Here is a 16392-nt window from a genome sequence, read left to right on the forward strand (position 1 = left end):
GCTATGCCGGCAAGGAAACGTCAGCTTGTTATGCAAATCCAATAATTTGATTTGGCCTCGTTATTATAAAAACATATGAAGTGATATGCGCCTGCGCCAGCTCGAATGCTTCCGCGCCCTGATGATCCACGGCACGATGACGCGTGTCGCCGAACTGCTCGGCATTTCGCAGCCCGGCGTCAGCACGATGATCGCGGCGCTGGAGCATGATTTCGGCGTGGCGCTGTTCGTACGGCGCGGCACGCGGCTGCAGCCGACGCCGGAGGCGCATCTGATCTATGCCGAAGCGAGCCGGGCGCTCGAGGCGGTCGAGAACACGATGCGGGTCGCGGGCGAGATCCGTGCCGGCCGGCGCGGGCACCTCGCCATCGCCGCCTATCCGAGCATCTCGATCGCCCTGCTGCCGCGGTTGCTCTCCGTCTTCGCCGCCGAGCGGCCCGACCTCCAGATGAAGATCATCACGCGGAATTCCCAGAGCGTGAAGGAGTTGATGTCGACGCGGACCTTCGACTTCGCAATCGCCGAATTGCCGCTCGACTACCCAACCGCGCAGATGGAGGTCTTCAGCTATCAGTGCCAGTGCATGCTGCCGATCGGCCATCCCCTGGCCGATCGCGACGAGATCACCCCGGCTGATCTCGACGGCGTGCCCTTCGTCACCCTGTTCCGCGGCGACCCGGTCTATCAGAAGCTCGCTGCCGCCTTCTCGGAATATGGTGCGCGCTGGAACGTGGTCGCCGAGACGGAGTTCTTCTCCTCAGCCTGTGAGCTCGTCGCCGCCGGCGTCGGCGTCGGGATCGTCGACCCGGTCGTCAGCGCGCCTTTCACGGCCGACGTGGTTCGCCGGCCGTTCCGGCCGGCAATCTCCTACGAGATCGCCATCCTGCACCCGCTGCACGAGGAGCTGTCGCAGCTCGCGCACGAGTTCATGGTGTCGCTGCGCCAGGCACTGACGACCTGACCTCGACGAAACGGCCAGCGGTGCCGAGTTTCTCTCGGATGGATTTATTGCCAGGGCGCGTTCTGATCTGCGAGCCCGCCAAACTCACGAGCCTGCGGACGTCGCTCACCCCCGTTACGCCGATCGAGCCGATTGCGTCGGCAACGGGGGATCGCCTTCAGGTAGAAACTCCCCCTATTTGACCTGCCCAGATTTCCCGAAGCGGCTCTCCTGTCGCCCAGGTCATCCAGGCGTCATCCGCGGCGGATAGCTCGGCCCGACTTCAAGAGGCCAAGCATGACTCGCAAAAACGTTCTTCTGATCGTCGTCGACCAGTGGCGCGCCGATTTCGTACCGCACCTGCTGCGGGCCCGCGGCCAGGAGCCTTTCCTCAAGACCCCGAACCTCGACAGGCTCTGCGCGGAAGGGGTGACCTTCGCCAACCATGTCACCGCCTGCGTGCCCTGTGGCCCGGCCCGCGCCAGCCTGCTGACCGGCCTTTATCTGATGAACCACCGTGCCGTTCAGAACACTGTCCCGCTCGACCAGCGGCATTTCAACCTCGGCAAAGCGCTGCGCGCCATCGGCTACGACCCGGCGCTGATCGGCTACACCACGACGACGCCGGATCCGCGCTCGACCGCGAAGCAGGACCCGCGCTTCCTCGTGCTCGGCGACCTGATGGACGGTTTCCGTTCGGTCGGCGCCTTCGAGCCGAACATGGACGGCTATTTCGGCTGGGTCGCCCAGAACGGCTTCGAGCTGCCGCCCAACCGCGAGGACATCTGGCTGCCCGAGGGCGAGGATGCCGTGCCCGGCGCCACCGAGCGGCCGGCGCGCATCCCCAAGGAACTGTCCGACTCGTCCTTCTTCACCGAGCGCGCGCTGACCTATCTCAAGGGCCGCGCCGGCAAGCCGTTCTTCCTGCATCTCGGCTATTACCGGCCCCATCCCCCCTTCGTCGCGCCGGCGCCCTATCACGAGATGTATCGGGCGCAGGACATGCCGGCGCCGATCCGGGCTGAATCGCCCGAGATCGAGGGCGCCCAGCATCCGCTGGTCAAATATTATGTCGACGCGATCAAGCGCGGCTCGTTCTTCCACGGCGCGGAAGGTTCTGGCGCGACGCTCGACGAGGCGGAGATCCGCCAGATGCGCGCGACCTATTGCGGGCTGATCAGCGAGATCGACGACTGCCTCGGCGAGGTCTTCGCCTATCTCGACGAGACCGGGCAGTGGGACGATACGCTGGTTGTCTTCACCAGCGACCATGGTGAGCAGCTCGGCGACCATCATTTGCTCGGCAAGATCGGCTTCCACGACGAGAGCTTCCGCATTCCGCTCGTCGTCAAGGACCCGCAAGGCGCCGCGGGCCGGCGCGGCGCGATCGAGGAGGCCTTCACCGAGAGCGTCGACGTGATGCCGACGATCCTCGATTGGCTCGGCGGCGAAGCGCCGCGCGCCTGCGACGGGCACTCGGTGATGCCGTTCACGCAAGGGATTCATCCGGCGGACTGGCGCACCGAGCTGCACTACGAATACGATTTCCGCGACGTGCATTATTCCGAGCCGGAGAAAGTGCTCGGGCTCGGCATGGATGAATCCAGCCTCTGCGTCGTGCAGGACGAAAACTACAAGTACGTCCATTTCGCCGCATTGCCGGCGCTGTTCTTCGACCTGCGCAGCGACCCCAACCAGTTCGTCAACCTGGCGGACGATCCGGCTTATGCGGCGCTCGTGCGCGACTACGCCCAGAAGGCGCTGTCCTGGCGGCTGACCCATGCCGACCGGACACTGACGCATTTCCGCTCCAGCCCGCGCGGGCTGGAGGAGCGCAATCCCAATGCAACCGAAACAGGAGACCAGTCATGGTCGGCTCCCTCACTCGCCGCAGCGCAATAGCGCTCGGCGGTTCCGCCCTCATCCTGCCCTCGCGCTTCGCGATCGCGCAGGCCGACAACCGGCCCTCGATCACCATCGCGGTTCAGAAGATCTCGAACACGAACCTGCTCGACGTGCTGCGCGAACAGTCCAATGTCGGCGAGCGCATCTTCTTTTCTTCGATCTGGGAGGGCCTGATCGGCAAGAACTGGACCGGCAGTTTCGAGCCGGTGCCCGGCCTCGCGACCGAATGGAAGCGCATCGACGACAAAACCGTCGAGCTCAAGCTGCGCCGGGGCGTGAAGTTCCACAATGGCGATGAGCTGACCGCCGAGGACATCGTTTTTTCCTTCGGTAAGGAGCGCATGTTCGGCGACACCAAGCCGAGCGCCGGCAAGACGATCTCGGCCGATTTCACCGTCGGCGGCGGTCGTGCCTCAAAGGAACTGCCTGCGGAAGTTCCGGCCGTGGCGCGCCGCGCCTGGCCGGCCCTGCTCGGTATCGAAGTCGTCGATAAATACACCGTGCGTTTCGTCAATGGCACGCCCGACGTCACGCTGGAAGGCCGCATCTCGCGTTTCGGTAGCGAGATCATGAACCGTCGCGCCTTCGAGGAAGCCAAGACCTATAGCGACTGGGCCTCGAAGCCCGTCACGACCGGTCCCTATCGCGTCGCTGAATACCGCGCAGACGTGTCGCTGCTGCTCGAAGCCCATGACGAGTATTGGGGCGGCCGTCCGCCGCTGAAGTCGATCCGCTTCGTCGAAGTGCCGGAGACGGCCTCGCGCATCAACGGGTTGCTGTCGGGGCAGTATCAGTTCGCCTGCGACATCCCGCCGGACCAGATCGCCCAGATCGAGAAGAACCCCGCCTTCGAGGTCCAGGGCGGCACGATCCTGAACCACCGCCTGACAGTGTTCGACAAGAACCACCCACAGCTCGCCAACCCGCTGGTGCGCCGCGCGATGACGCATTCGATCGATCGACAGGCCATCGTCGACTCGCTCTGGGCAGGCCGGACCTCGATCCCGAAGGGGCTGCAGTGGCCATATTACGGTGACATGTTCATCGCCGACTGGTCGGTACCGGCCTTCGACCTCAAGGTTGCCAAGGATCTCGTGAAGCAATCGGGCTACAAGGGCGACCCGATTCCCTACCGGCTGCTCAACAACTACTACACCAACCAGACCGCCACCGCGCAGATCCTGGTCGAGATGTGGAAGGAAGCCGGGCTGAACGTCGAGATCCAGGTCAAGGAAAACTGGCAGCAGATCCTCGAGCGGACCCCGACACGGGCGGTGCGCGACTGGTCGAATTCGGCGCCCTTCAACGATCCGGTTTCTTCCCTGGTCAGTCAGCACGGCCCCAACGGCCAGCAGCAGCAAGTCGGCGAATGGACCAATGATGAACTGAACAAGCTCTCCGTCGAGCTGGAAACCTCGACGGACCGGGCCCGCCGCAAGGCAGCCTTCCGCCGGATGCTGGAAATCGCCGAGCGCGAAGATCCGGCCTATACGGTGCTGCACCAGAACGCGACCTTCACGGCCAAGCCGAAAGCGCTCGCCTGGAAAGCCTCGCCCGCCTTCGCCATGGACTTCCGCGCCGAGAACTGGGGCGGACGCAGCTGACGCCGACATCATCGACGGCGCGACCTCACAGGTCGCGCCGTTTTCTTTTTGGATGTTCGAGGAGGTCGCCATGACCGGTCTCACCACCCGTGAGACGAGCCCGCTCGTCGCCATTCGCGACCTTGCGGTCTCGTTCGACGGCGTCAAGGTGCTGCACGGCATCGACCTCACCGTCCATCGCGGCGAGGCTGTCGGCCTCGTCGGCGAGTCCGGCTGCGGCAAGTCCGTGACCTGGCTCGCGGCCCTGGGCCTGTTGCCGAAGAAGGCGACGATCACCGGCAGCGTCATGCTCGATCGGCGCGAGCTGATCGGCGCGGCGCCGGCCATGCTCGACAGCGTGCGTGGCGGGAAAATCGCCATGATCTTTCAGGACCCGGCCAGCGCTCTGAACCCGGTGATCAAGCTCGGCAAGCAGGTCGGCGAGGCGCTGGCGCTGCATGGCGGGCTTTCAGGCAAGGCGATCCGAGCCGAGGCGAAACGCCTCTTCGATCTCGTCGGCATTCCCGACGCTGCCCGCCGGCTCGACGCCTTCCCGCACGAATTGTCCGGCGGCCAGAACCAGCGCGTGATGATCGCGATGGCGCTGGCCGGCAAGCCTGACATCCTGGTCGCCGACGAACCGACGACGGCACTCGATGCGACGATCCAGGCGCAGATCCTCGAATTGCTGACCAGGATCAGGCGCGAAACCAACATGTCGCTGGTCCTGATCAGCCATGATCTCGGCGTGATCTCCAAGACCTGCGACCGCGTCTGCGTGATGTATGCCGGCCGTATCATCGAGACGGCGACATCCGAGGCGCTCTTTGCGCAGCCGCTGCACCCTTACACGCAAGGGCTGCTCGCGGCCCTGCCGCCGCTCGAAGGCGTGCGCCGGCGGCTCCTCCCCGTCGAGGGCAACGTTCCCGAGCCCTGGAACCTGCCGCCCGGCTGCTCCTTTGCGCCTCGCTGTCCGCGCCGGATCGACGCCTGCGACATGCGCGTGCCGTCGCTGGACCCGAAAGCGCCGGATCGGCGGGCCGCCTGCATCATGACGCCGCCTCTGGCGCAGCCGCAGCGCCAGCCGGAGCCCGTCTACGCATGAGCAGTGCCCCTTTGCTTCAGGCGCGCGGCGTTGCCCGCCGCTATGCCATGCGACAGGGGCTGTTCGGCCGCTCGGTCGATGTCCGCGCCGTCGACGGTGTTTCGCTGACGGTGGAGCGCGGCCGGACGCTCGGCCTCGTCGGCGAATCCGGCTCGGGCAAATCGACGACCGGGCGGCTGGCGCTCGGGCTGGAGCCGCCCGACGACGGCGACGTTCTGTTCAAGGGCGCGCCGATCCCACCGGCGGGCACGCTGGCCTGGCGCCAGATGCGTGCCTGCATGCAGATGATCTACCAGGATCCGCTCGGCGCGCTCGACCGGCGCCTGTCCATCCTGGAACAGGTCCGCGAACCCTGCGATGTCCATGGCCTCGGCGAGGCCAAGGAGCGCGATACCATGGCGCTCGCCTTGCTCCAGTCCGTCGGCCTGCGGGCCGATCAGGGCCGGCGCTATCCGCATGAGCTGTCGGGCGGCCAGCGCCAGCGCGCGGTGATCGCGCGGGCGCTCGCAACCAAGCCGGACCTGTTGGTCTGCGACGAGCCGGTCTCGGCGCTCGACGTCTCAATCCAGGCGCAAGTGGTCAACCTGCTGGTCGACATCCAGCAGGAGCTCGGCCTCGGCATGCTGTTCATCAGCCATGATCTCAAGGTGATCCGCCAGGTCAGCCACCGCGTCGCGGTGATGTATCTCGGACGCATCGTCGAGGAAGGCGATGCCGACCTCCTGCTCGCCAGCCCGTCCCACCCCTATACCGAAGCGCTGGTCTCGGCTTCGCCGGTGCCCGGCCGCCGTGCCCGCCCGCGCATCGTGCTGCAGGGCGATCCGCCCAACCCGGCAGCGCGGCCTTCCGGCTGCGCCTTCCATCCACGCTGCCATGCGGTTCGCGAGCGCTGCAAGGTCGAAAGCCCGGCCTTGATGCCGCTACCGGACGGGCGCCTGACGGCCTGCCATGTCGCCCACGACCAGGCCAGCTTCCTGAAGGCGGCAAGCTGATGCTGCGCTTCCTGTTCATACGGCTGTGCCGCGCTGCGCTGACGGTCGCGCTCGTCGTCACCTTCGCCTTCATCGTGCTCAGGATGTCGGGCGATCCGGCGCTGATCATCATGAGCGTCGATGCGCCCCCCGAGGCCATCGCCGCCTTCCGCAAGGCCTGGGGCCTCGATGATCCGATCTGGCTGCAATATCTGCGCTATTTCTCCGCGATCGGCCAAGGCGAGCTCGGCCAATCGATGCGCGATGGGCGCCCGGCGATGCAGCTCGTCCTCGAACGCATCCCGGCCACCCTGGCGCTGACCCTGCCGGCGCTGGCCCTCAAACTCGGCATCGGCATTCCGGCCGGCATCTATGCCGCGCTTCATCGCGACAGCCTGATGGATCGCGTCGTGATGGTGACGGCGGTCGCGGGCTTCACGGTTCCCAGCTTCGTGCTCGGTCTGGTCCTGGTGCTGGTCTTCTCGGTCCAGCTCGGCTGGCTGCCCTCGGGCGGGCAGGAGAGCTGGCGCCACGCCATCTTGCCGGTGCTGACGCTCGGCATCGGCGGCGCAGCCGTGCTGGCGCGCTTCACGCGCAGCGCCATGCTCGAGGTGCTCGGCCAGTCCTATATCCGCACCGCCAGCGCCAAGGGCGTGCCCTGGCCCCGCGTCGTGCGCGGCCACGCCTTGCCCAACGCAGCCGTGCCGACGGTCACGGTCGTCGGCTTCATGGTCGGCAGCCTGATCGCCGGCGCGGTCGTGGTCGAGAGCGTGTTCTCCTGGCCCGGCGTCGGGCGGTTGCTCGTCGTTGCCGTAGCCAACCGCGATCTCGCCGTCGTGCAATGCATCCTGCTGCTGGTCGCCATGACCATGGTCAGCGCCAATCTCATCGTCGACCTGCTCTATGGCGTGCTCGATCCGCGGCTGCGCAGCGGCGCCAAGGCCGGAGGGCACTAAAGATGGCCGATGTCACCGTGACCGCCATGCCCGCCGCCGACGCGGACAGGCCGAAACCGAAGCACCGCATCCCGCTCCTAGTCTGGTGCGGGCTGATCTGGATCGCCTTCATCATCATCGTCGCGCTCTTCGCCGACTGGCTCACGCCCTACCGTTTCACCGCCTACGACCTGCGCAACAGATTGGCCTTGCCCTTCCATCCGCTGCACTGGCTCGGCACCGACGAGCTCGGCCGAGACGTGCTGTCGCGACTGATCATTTCGGTGCGGATCTCGCTGCTGGTGGCGTTCGGCGCGACCATCATCTCGGCCGTGCTGGGAACCTTGATGGGTTTCCTCGCCGCGCATTTTCGCGGGCTCGTCGAGCAACTTGTGCTGATGCTGGCGGACTTCCAGGCGGCAATGCCCTTCCTGATCCTGGCGCTGTCGGTGCTCGCCTTCTTCGGCAATGCGCTGCCGCTCTTCATCGGCCTGATGGGGCTCTATGGCTGGGAGCGCTATGCCCGTATCGCGCGCGGCCTCGCCATATCCGCCGGCGCACAGGGCTATGCCGGCGCGGTGCGCCAGATCGGAGCGTCGCCGGCGCGCGTCTATCTCAAACACATCCTGCCCAACATCGCCTCGACCCTGATCGTCTCGATGACGCTGACCTTCCCGGAAGTGATCCTGCTCGAAAGCGGCCTCTCCTTCCTTGGCCTCGGGGTGCAGCCACCAATGACGAGCCTCGGTAACATGGTGGGCTATGGCCGCGAATACCTGACGCGTGCACCCTGGATCATGCTGGCGCCGGCCTGTACGATCGTGCTGACGACGCTTGCCGTCAGCCTCGTCGGCGACTGGCTGCGCGACAGGCTCGACCCCACGCTGCGCTGAGCGGGCAAGCGACAGGAACGCCGTAGCGGGAGCGCACTAGCGCGTTTCCTATGGTGCCAAGCGTATCTGTAACCACGGGCTTTCGGAGCCGTTCAGAATTTGTCCCGAACCTCCGAGGCCAGAAAAGCAAAAAGCGCCGGAAAATCCGACACTTACTTGCTTCCCAAGCCTTGAAAACATCTGGAGCGGGTGAAGGGACTCGAACCCTCGACCTCAACCTTGGCAAGCGATTTATCGAGGTGTTTCAGCAGCATACCTGTGTTCACATCAATCGCTCGGCGACGAGCTAGTGCATTCCTAAGCAGCCTGAACTGCAGCGATGGACCTGGAGCTGGGCGACAGCTGTGAACGGCCGCGGACAGTGGAGGCTGCAACCACGAAGTACCCGCATTAGCCGAGATTGACCGAGCCCTCCGGTGTCACAAAGAGACCGCCATGGGCGCTCTAGAGCCCGCCAAGTGAAGTTCGTCAGCCTTCGCTACAAATCGCGGAATATGGATTGTGCTCTCCTTATAGGTTGGATATCTCTCGTCAGGGTTGTGATGGGGATGCTGAAGTCCGTGACGCGCCGGGCACCGACAGCATACCGCTCTGGAGCCTCAGCCACGACGACTTCAGCAATTTCTGAACATTCCCAACTGGTGCCGGGCTTTGAGCAGCTGCTTCGCCCGGCGCCTTGTTTGCTCCTGAGCTGTGAGTTCCCGCGTTGAGCCGTCCGGCTTCGTCCTCCGCTTCGGCCTCGATCGTGTCGTTGGCGCTGGCGTCGTGCCGCGGCTCGTTCGTGGTCGTCGGCGTCTTCTCCGGCGTCATCAACCTTCTGATGCTGGGCGGCTCGTTCTACATGCTCCAGGTCTATGACCGGGTGCTGAGCTCGCGCAGCGTCCAGACCCTGATAGGCCTGTCGCTGCTCCTGCTCGCCGCCTATGTGCTGCAAGGCTTCCTCGACGGCATCCGCGTCCGGTTGCTCGCCCGGATCGGCGCGCGCTTCGACGAAGTGGTGTCGCCGGCTGCCTTTGCCGCTGGTCAGAAGCTGCCGCTGCTCGGCTTTCGGCCGGAACAGGCGCTGCAGCCGGTCCGCGATCTCGACCAGGTCCGCGGCTTTTTATCCTCGCTCGGCCCGACCGCGCTGCTCGACATGCCCTGGCTGCCGCTGTTCCTGGCCGGTGCCTTCTTCCTGCATCCCTGGCTCGGCTGGCTGGTCGTCGCCGGCGGCCTCGTCATCGTCGTCCTGACCTGGCTGACTGAGTTGAAGAGCCGCGAGGCGACCAAGGCGCTACTGGCGAGCGGCTCGGCCCGACAGGCGATCGCGGAGGCGAGCCGCCGCAATGCCGAGGCGCTGACCGCGATGGGCATGGCACCCGCCTTCCAGCGCAAATGGCACGAGCTCAATTTGCGCCATGTCCGCGACTGGCTCGCCGGTTCGGATGCGACCAGCGGCATCGGCGCCTTCGCCAAAGTCTTCCGCATGGTGCTGCAATCCGCCGTGCTGGGACTCGGCGCCTATCTTGCCATGCACAACGAGATCTCGGGCGGGGCCATGATCGCAGCCTCGATCATGGCCTCGCGTGCGCTGGCGCCGATCGAGATCGCCGTCGCCCACTGGAAAGGCTTCGTCGGGGCACGCCAGGGCCTGAAGCGGTTGCGGCAGGTGCTGGACTCGCCCGCCTTCGCGATAGCTGAGCGCACAGCCCTGCCGGCACCGCGCCATGAACTTACCGCCGACGGGCTGATCGTCGCCGCGCCCGGTAAGCAGGCTCCGATCCTGCAAGGCGTCTCGCTGTCGCTCAAGGCCGGCCAGGGCCTCGGCATCGTCGGGCCGAGCGCGTCCGGCAAGTCGACGCTGGTCAGGGCGCTGGTCGGGGTCTGGCGCCCGCTCAAGGGCGAGGTCCGGTTGGATGGCGCTGCGCTCGGGCAATGGGAGCCGAGCGAGCTTGGCCGCCATATCGGCTATCTGCCACAGGACATCGAGCTGTTCGAAGGCACGGTCGCGCAAAACATCGGCCGCTTCGACGAGGATGCCAAGGACGAGGCGATCGTCGCGGCGGCGATGGCCGCCGGCGCGCATGAGCTGATCCTGCGGCTCGAGCAAGGCTACGACACCCGCATCGGCGAAGCCGGCATGACCCTGTCGGGCGGCCAGCGCCAGCGCATCGGCCTGGCGCGAGCGCTCTATGGCGAGCCCTTCCTGGTCGTGCTCGACGAGCCAAACTCCAATCTCGACCGTGATGGCGACGAGGCGCTGACCCAGGCGATCCGCAAGACCCGGGAGCGCGGCGGCATCGTCATCGTCGTCACCCACCGTCAGACAGCGATCGCCGGCGTCGACCATGTCGCGATGATGGCGGATGGCCGCATCCAAGCCGTCGGTCCCAAGGAGGAGATCCTGCAGAAGGTGCTGAAGCAGCGCGGCCTGCCAAACGTCCAGCGCCAGCCGATGACAGCGTCATGAGCGAGACGGCCACGACCTCGGACCATCAGGGCTTCGGACGCTCCTTGCGCCGGCTTGCACTCGCCGGCTGCGTCGGGGTGACCTTGTTCGCCGGCACGGTCGGGGTCTGGGCGGTGGCGACGACCTTGTCGGGCGCGGTCATCGCCAGCGGCCAGTTCGTCGTCGACGGCAACGTCAAGAAGGTTCAGCACGCGACCGGCGGCATCGTCGGCGAGCTCAGGGTCCGCGAGGGCGACCGCGTCGAGCAGGACCAGGTGGTGATCCGGCTCGACGATATCGTCACCCGCGCCAACCTCCAGATGGTGGTGAAGCAGCTCGACGAGCTTACCGTCCGGCGCGGCCGGGTCGAAGCCGAGCGCGCGGGCAAGGACGCGATCACCTTCGCCGCCGAACTGCTCACCCGCCGGTCCGAGCCGGAGATCGCCGAGCTGATCGGCGCCGAGCGGAGCCTGTTCGAGGCCAGGCGTGCGGCGCGCGACGGCCAGAAGGCTCAGCTTTCCGCGCGCATCGCCCAGCTCGGCGACGAGATCGCCGGGCTGAAGGCCCAGCAGACGGCGCGCGAACTGCAGGCGGAGCTGATCGAGGAAGAGCTCACGGGTATCCGCTCGCTCTATGCCAAAAACCTGGTCTCGCTCAACCGCAAGACCGCGCTCGAGCGCGAGTCGGCGAATCTGGGAGGCCAACGCGGCCAGCTCATCGCCTTGCTCGCGCAGGCGGAAGGCAAGATCGCCGAGACGCGGCTGCAGATCATCCAGATCGACGCTGCCCTGCGCGAGGAGGCGATGAAGGAGCTGCGCGAGATCCAGGGCAAGAGCGCCGAGCTGGTCGAGCGCCGCGTCGCGGCCGAGGACCAGCTGAAGCGGGTCGAGATCCGCAGCCCGAGCTCAGGCTTCGTGCATCAGCTCGCCGTGCACACGGTCGGCGGCGTGATCACCCCGGCCGAGCCGGTCATGCTGGTCGTGCCGGCCGAGGACGCCCTCCAGGTCGAGGCGCGGATCAACCCGCCCGACATCGATCAGATCGCGCTTGGCCAGGAGGCACGGGTCAAGATCCACGCCTTCAACCAGCGCACCACGCCCGAGCTTGCCGGCAAGATCACGCGTATCTCGGCCGACACCAGCCGCGACCAGCAGACTGGCGCGACCTTCTACACCGTCCGCGTCTCGATGCCGGCCGCCGAGTTCGCCCGCCTCGGCCAAAACCGCGTCAGCGCCGGCATGCAGGCCGAGGTGTTCGTGCGCACCGAAGACCGAACCCCCCTCGAATACATCGTCAAGCCCCTCAAGGATCAGATCGCAAGGGCGTTCCGGGAACGGTGAAGGTGCGCGCCCAGATCGATACGATAGTTAAGCTCGCGCAATGCGAGTGAGTTGCCTGGATTTAAAGCTGTATAGACGGCGACCACCGTTGCTTCTGATGGTGACGCGCACTTAGAAAAGACGATGTCTGTTCTAGGGGCGGAAGCATAATGTCCAAAGATTCAACGGAATTGCTCGAATTGTCGACAATGATCGTCGCGGCTTTCGTTCGCCATAACCGTCTTCCCCAGGCCGAGCTTGCCGGTCTCATTGACCAAACCCACGCGGCGCTGAGCCGCCTCGGCCAGAAGCCCGCAGCCCCGCCGGCCGAAAAGCCTGTCCCGGCGGTCCCGATCAGGAAATCCGTGACGCCCGACGCCATCTACAGCCTCGAAGACGGCAAGCCGTTCAAGTCCCTGAAGCGCCACCTGCGCACGGCCTACGACATGTCGCCGGAGGACTACCGCGCCAAATGGGACCTGCCCGCCGATTATCCGATGGTGGCCCCGAACTACGCCGAAGCGCGCTCGCAGATGGCCAAGAGCCTCGGGCTTGGTCGCAAGAAGGGGCAGGTCGCCCCGCAAAAGCGAAACAGGAAGAGCTGACCTAAGTTCCTGCGACGGCAGCGCCCGCGTCCGAGCCATGACTTCAATGCGGACGTGACCGCGTCCTCTCTAGCTGACATCCCGCCAGCTCACGCGGATCTTCCGCTTTGCCTCCTCGATGTCGTGACAACGGCCGAACTCGGCTACCGACCGGCGTTTGCCCTTTGACATCGCCCAATGCCATCGCAGCGAGCCGTGCGGAGCGTATTTGTAGTGGGTGATGACGGCGATTTTATCACCGGTCTCGTCTTCGACATGGAAGAGATGATCGATGTCCGGCCACGTCCGCCGAACCCAAATTCGCGCCGCCATTGCGTGCCTCCCGCCAATCAGATGTTCTTATTTTGTTCTGGCGTACGGAATCAAGGCATAATCTCGCAAAGCTCCGGGCACTATCGCGGTGTGCGGGGCGCCATCGGCGTAGTGGATATTGTCAGGACGACGGCCTCCCCCCTCAGTCGCTGACGAGCTTGCGTGCCTTCAGCAGCGCGAGCAGCCCTTCATCGCGGCGCCGTTCCAGTTCGGCGATGGAGCGGCCGGCGGCCTCTTCCGCTACGCCCGAGACGATCTTGGCTTGAACCTCCGCATCGAGTGAAGGGCTGCCCAGTGATTGCCAGCGCCGCACCTGGCTCGGCCCGAGATGGGTGAGATAGCCGGCGATACCGCCTTCGCCGCCACCGAGGTGGTAGGTCATGTGCGGCCCCATCAGCGCCCAGCGCAGGCCGGGGCCGTTGCAGAGCGCCGCATCGATATCGGCGACGCTCGCAACACCCTGCTCGACGAGGTGGACCGCCTCGCGATAGAGCGCCGAGGCCAGCCGATTGGCGATGTGCCCGGGCATTTCGCGGTTGAGCACCACCGGGCGCCTGCCGAGCGAGCGATAGAATGCCGCGGTCCGCGCCACGATCTCGGTGTCGGCACCGACGATCTCGACCAGTGGCACGAGATGTGGCGGGTTGAAGGGATGGGCCACGACGATGCGTTCCGGCCGGGCGCAATCGGCGACGATGGCGCTGCGGACGAGCGCCGAGGTCGAGCTGGCGATGATCGCCTCCGGCGCAGATAGCCCGTCGATCTCGGCGAGGAGCTTGCGCTTGACCACCTCGTTCTCCGGCCCGTTCTCCTGGACGAAGCCGGCGCCATCCAGGGCTCTTTCGAGGTCGGTGGAGAAGCTGACCTCAGCAGTGCCCTCTAGACCTAGTTCCGCGAGCTGGTGCCGTGAGCGCGCCACATGGTCGAGGAAACGCTGTTCGGCTTCCGGATTGGGATCGTAGGCACTGACTGGCAGGCCATGGGCGCAGGCGAGCGCGGCCCAGCTCGCACCAATCAGGCCAGCGCCCACAATCGCGAGACGTTCGATTTCCATCGTCACCATCCAAACCGGCTTGCGAGCAGCGTCATTCGGCCTTCAGGCCGGCGGCCCTGATCAGGTCGCCCCACTTCGTGATCTCGCTGTCGATCCGCTTTACCGCTTCGGCAGGGGTGCTCGGCTTTGGGTCGACGCCCTGCAATGCCAGCGCCTCCTTTACCTTTGAGCTCCGCAGAGCCTTGTTCAACTCGACATTGAGCTTGTCGACTATCGCTTGCGGAGTGCCTGCCGGAGCAAGCAGGCCGAACCAGGACGAGACCTCGAAGCCGGCGAGGCCCTGCGAGATCGCGGTCGGGGCCTCGGGCATGAACGGAGAAGGTTCGAGGCCGGTGGTTGCGATCGCCCGCAGCGAGCCAGCCTTGACGTGCTGCAGCACCGCCGGGATCGTGTCGAACATGAGCTTGACCTGGCCCGCCACCATGTCGGTCATCGCCGGGCCGGAGCCGCGATACTGGACGACGGGCATCCTGGTGCCGGCCTTGATGTTGAAGAGCTCGCCCGAGAGATGCTGGGGCGAACCTTGCCCGGACGAAGCATAGGAATAGCTGTCCGGGCTCGCCTTGATCAGCGCGACCAGTTCCGGGACCGTCTTGGCGGGGACGGAAGGATGGACGACGAGCGCGAGCCCGACATTGCCGGCGAGGCCGATCGGGATCAGGTCCTTCTTCAGATCGAAGCCGGGCTTGGCCTGCAGGCCCATATTGATCGAATGGCTGGTGAGCGCGCCCAGCAGCAAGGTGTAGCCGTCGGGCTGCGCACGCGCGACAGCTGCTGCCCCGACACTGCCGCCGGCACCGGCCCGGTTCTCCACCACCATGCGCTGTCCAAGGCTGTTCGACATCTCCTCGGCGACGACGCGACCGATGATGTCCGTCGCACCGCCGGGCGCGTAGGGCACGACCAGCGTGATCGGCTTCTGTGGGTAGGTCTGTGCGAAGGATGGGATGGGCAGCGTCAGCGCAAGGCTGGCAAGAACGCTCATGACAAGGCGGCGGTCGAACATGCGTTTCCTCCGGGGATGATCGTAGCGGACTGGTGGCTCCAGTCTCTTGGCGGACGCTTGGACCGAGGTGTCGGCCAACAGGATTCAAAGTGATCGTATGGGATTTCTGGAATTCACGCCGGTGCAAATTACACCGGGTCGACCAGCGTGAAATTGACTGGCATTCCCGAAACGGCGCGTATGGCGGAGACTGCGACCGCGCGGTAACCGCGGAGCTTTTTCGGCGCTCCGATCTCACGAAAATCCGATTGCGGGAGCACGCCCGAGAAGGCCTATGTGCCTCCGAAACGTACATGTAACCGCGGGCTTTCGAAGCCTTCCGGAAATCGGCCCCAGCCGCTGAAGCCCAAAAAGCAAAAAGCGCCGGAAAATCCGACGCTTACGTGCCTCTCAAGCCTTGAGATTGTCTGGAGCGGGCGAAGGGCTTCGAACCCTCGACCCCAACCTTGGCAAGCGATTTATCGAGGCGTTTCAGGAGTATACGCAGCTTCGCGCGCATCGCTTGGTGGCGTGCCAGTGCGCAGCGGTTCAATTTGTATTGTCGCGACCGTGACGAAGCCGATCGACCTCGGTGAACTCCAATCGACAATGGAAACTGCAACCGCATGGTAACCGCCAGTCGGAGCAGCGCGAGGGTAAAGTCCGTGCGCGTCGCAAGCTGCAACTGCTCGCGCTCAGCGGGAGGTTTCATTTCCGTTCGAAATGGATGCGACGGCAAAGCTTGCGACCGTCCAGCCGGAGGCCATCGTCAAAGTTTATTGCGAATTCTCAGGACGAGAAGGTCGCCAGCATCATTCTTTGACGCTTGTCACCCCAGCCTCCCGGCCGCCGCCTGTTGCCTCACGCATGCCCTGCCTGAGGGCCTGGACGCTTCTGTTGAGCTCGATCATCTGGGGGATTTCGAATCCGGAATGGCGCAGGAGGGCGTCGGTGAGGCAGCCGGTCTTCGGATGCAGCTCGTGGCCCTTGGCCGTCAGATAGACCTCGACCAGGCGCTCATCCACCGTGCTGCGCCGGCGGCTGAGGAAGCCGGCCGCCTCGAGGCGCTTGACCGCCGGGGTGATCGTGCTCGGCTCGAGTGCGAGGCGCTCGCCGATCGCGCCGATCGTCAGCCCGTCCCGCTCCCAGAGCGCGCTCAGCACGAGATACTGCGTGTAGGTGACGCCGAGGCCGTCCAGCATCGGCTTGTAGACGCGCTGGATCGCCAGCGAGGCTGAGTAGATCGAAAAGCAGAGCTGGCCGTCGAGCGGCAGCGTCGGGGTGTCGGCAGCGAGCTGGTCGGGCTTGGGCGCATTGGTCATCGGGGTGCTCTCCGGAATCGGTCGATGTCGAGAAA

General features: G+C 65.5%; 14 protein-coding genes. 10 read left to right on the forward strand and 4 right to left on the reverse strand.

What is annotated here, in order from left to right:
* Positions 1-85 precede the first annotated feature (85 nt).
* The 10 genes from ACSQ3M_RS18845 (at position 86) to ACSQ3M_RS18890 (ending at position 12684) form a co-directional block, all read left to right on the forward strand.
* The gene (locus ACSQ3M_RS18845; protein ID WP_436151612.1) at positions 86-961 is read left to right on the forward strand and encodes a LysR substrate-binding domain-containing protein; all 876 of its coding nucleotides are present in this window, start codon (positions 86-88) and stop codon (positions 959-961) included.
* Positions 962-1237: 276 nt separating this feature from the next.
* Positions 1238-2842, forward strand: coding sequence for a phosphoric/sulfuric ester hydrolase PehA (pehA, locus tag ACSQ3M_RS18850; RefSeq protein ID WP_436151613.1), 1605 nt, complete (start codon positions 1238-1240; stop codon positions 2840-2842).
* Positions 2809-4449: an ABC transporter substrate-binding protein gene (locus tag ACSQ3M_RS18855; protein ID WP_436151614.1), complete on the forward strand. Its 1641-nt coding sequence runs from the start codon at positions 2809-2811 to the stop codon at positions 4447-4449. The genes pehA and ACSQ3M_RS18855 overlap by 34 nt, the downstream gene beginning before the upstream one ends.
* 70 nt (positions 4450-4519) lie before the next feature.
* Positions 4520-5533 carry an ABC transporter ATP-binding protein gene (locus ACSQ3M_RS18860; protein WP_436151615.1) on the forward strand — a complete coding sequence of 338 codons (1014 nt, stop codon included), beginning with the start codon at positions 4520-4522 and terminating at the stop codon, positions 5531-5533.
* Complete coding sequence (locus ACSQ3M_RS18865; RefSeq protein WP_436151616.1) at positions 5530-6525, forward strand: ABC transporter ATP-binding protein; 996 nt, start codon at positions 5530-5532, stop codon at positions 6523-6525. The genes ACSQ3M_RS18860 and ACSQ3M_RS18865 overlap by 4 nt, the downstream gene beginning before the upstream one ends.
* A complete protein-coding gene (locus ACSQ3M_RS18870; protein ID WP_436151617.1) occupies positions 6525-7460 on the forward strand; it encodes an ABC transporter permease in 936 nt (311 codons plus the stop codon). The genes ACSQ3M_RS18865 and ACSQ3M_RS18870 overlap by 1 nt, the downstream gene beginning before the upstream one ends.
* 2 nt (positions 7461-7462) lie before the next feature.
* The gene (locus ACSQ3M_RS18875) at positions 7463-8332 is read left to right on the forward strand and encodes an ABC transporter permease (RefSeq protein ID WP_436151618.1); all 870 of its coding nucleotides are present in this window, start codon (positions 7463-7465) and stop codon (positions 8330-8332) included.
* 706 nt (positions 8333-9038) lie between these two features.
* A complete protein-coding gene (locus ACSQ3M_RS18880; protein WP_436151619.1) occupies positions 9039-10781 on the forward strand; it encodes a type I secretion system permease/ATPase in 1743 nt (580 codons plus the stop codon).
* On the forward strand, positions 10778-12100 hold the full coding sequence (locus ACSQ3M_RS18885; protein ID WP_436151620.1) for an HlyD family type I secretion periplasmic adaptor subunit: 1323 nt from the start codon (positions 10778-10780) through the stop codon (positions 12098-12100). Before ACSQ3M_RS18880 ends, ACSQ3M_RS18885 begins: the two co-directional genes overlap by 4 nt.
* A 149-nt stretch (positions 12101-12249) precedes the next feature.
* A complete protein-coding gene (locus tag ACSQ3M_RS18890; RefSeq protein WP_436151621.1) occupies positions 12250-12684 on the forward strand; it encodes a MucR family transcriptional regulator in 435 nt (144 codons plus the stop codon).
* A 69-nt stretch (positions 12685-12753) separates the two neighbouring features.
* Here the strand turns inward: ACSQ3M_RS18890 and ACSQ3M_RS18895 are convergent, their stop codons facing one another.
* The 4 genes from ACSQ3M_RS18895 to ACSQ3M_RS18910 form a co-directional block, all read right to left on the reverse strand.
* Complete coding sequence (locus ACSQ3M_RS18895) at positions 12754-12996, reverse strand: hypothetical protein (RefSeq protein ID WP_436151622.1); 243 nt, start codon at positions 12994-12996, stop codon at positions 12754-12756.
* 142 nt (positions 12997-13138) lie between these two features.
* Positions 13139-14050 (reverse strand): 3-hydroxyacyl-CoA dehydrogenase NAD-binding domain-containing protein, encoded by a 912-nt coding sequence (locus ACSQ3M_RS18900; RefSeq protein ID WP_436151623.1) that lies wholly within the window; start codon positions 14048-14050, stop codon positions 13139-13141.
* 31 nt (positions 14051-14081) lie between these two features.
* Positions 14082-15056 (reverse strand): Bug family tripartite tricarboxylate transporter substrate binding protein, encoded by a 975-nt coding sequence (locus ACSQ3M_RS18905; RefSeq protein ID WP_436151624.1) that lies wholly within the window; start codon positions 15054-15056, stop codon positions 14082-14084.
* Positions 15057-15847: 791 nt separating this feature from the next.
* The gene (locus tag ACSQ3M_RS18910; RefSeq protein ID WP_436151625.1) at positions 15848-16357 is read right to left on the reverse strand and encodes a MarR family winged helix-turn-helix transcriptional regulator; all 510 of its coding nucleotides are present in this window, start codon (positions 16355-16357) and stop codon (positions 15848-15850) included.
* Positions 16358-16392: the final 35 nt, after the last annotated feature.

This window comes from Allobosea sp. LjRoot90 (assembly GCF_964254315.1).
In the GTDB taxonomy this organism is placed as follows: Bacteria; Pseudomonadota; Alphaproteobacteria; order Rhizobiales; family Beijerinckiaceae; genus Allobosea.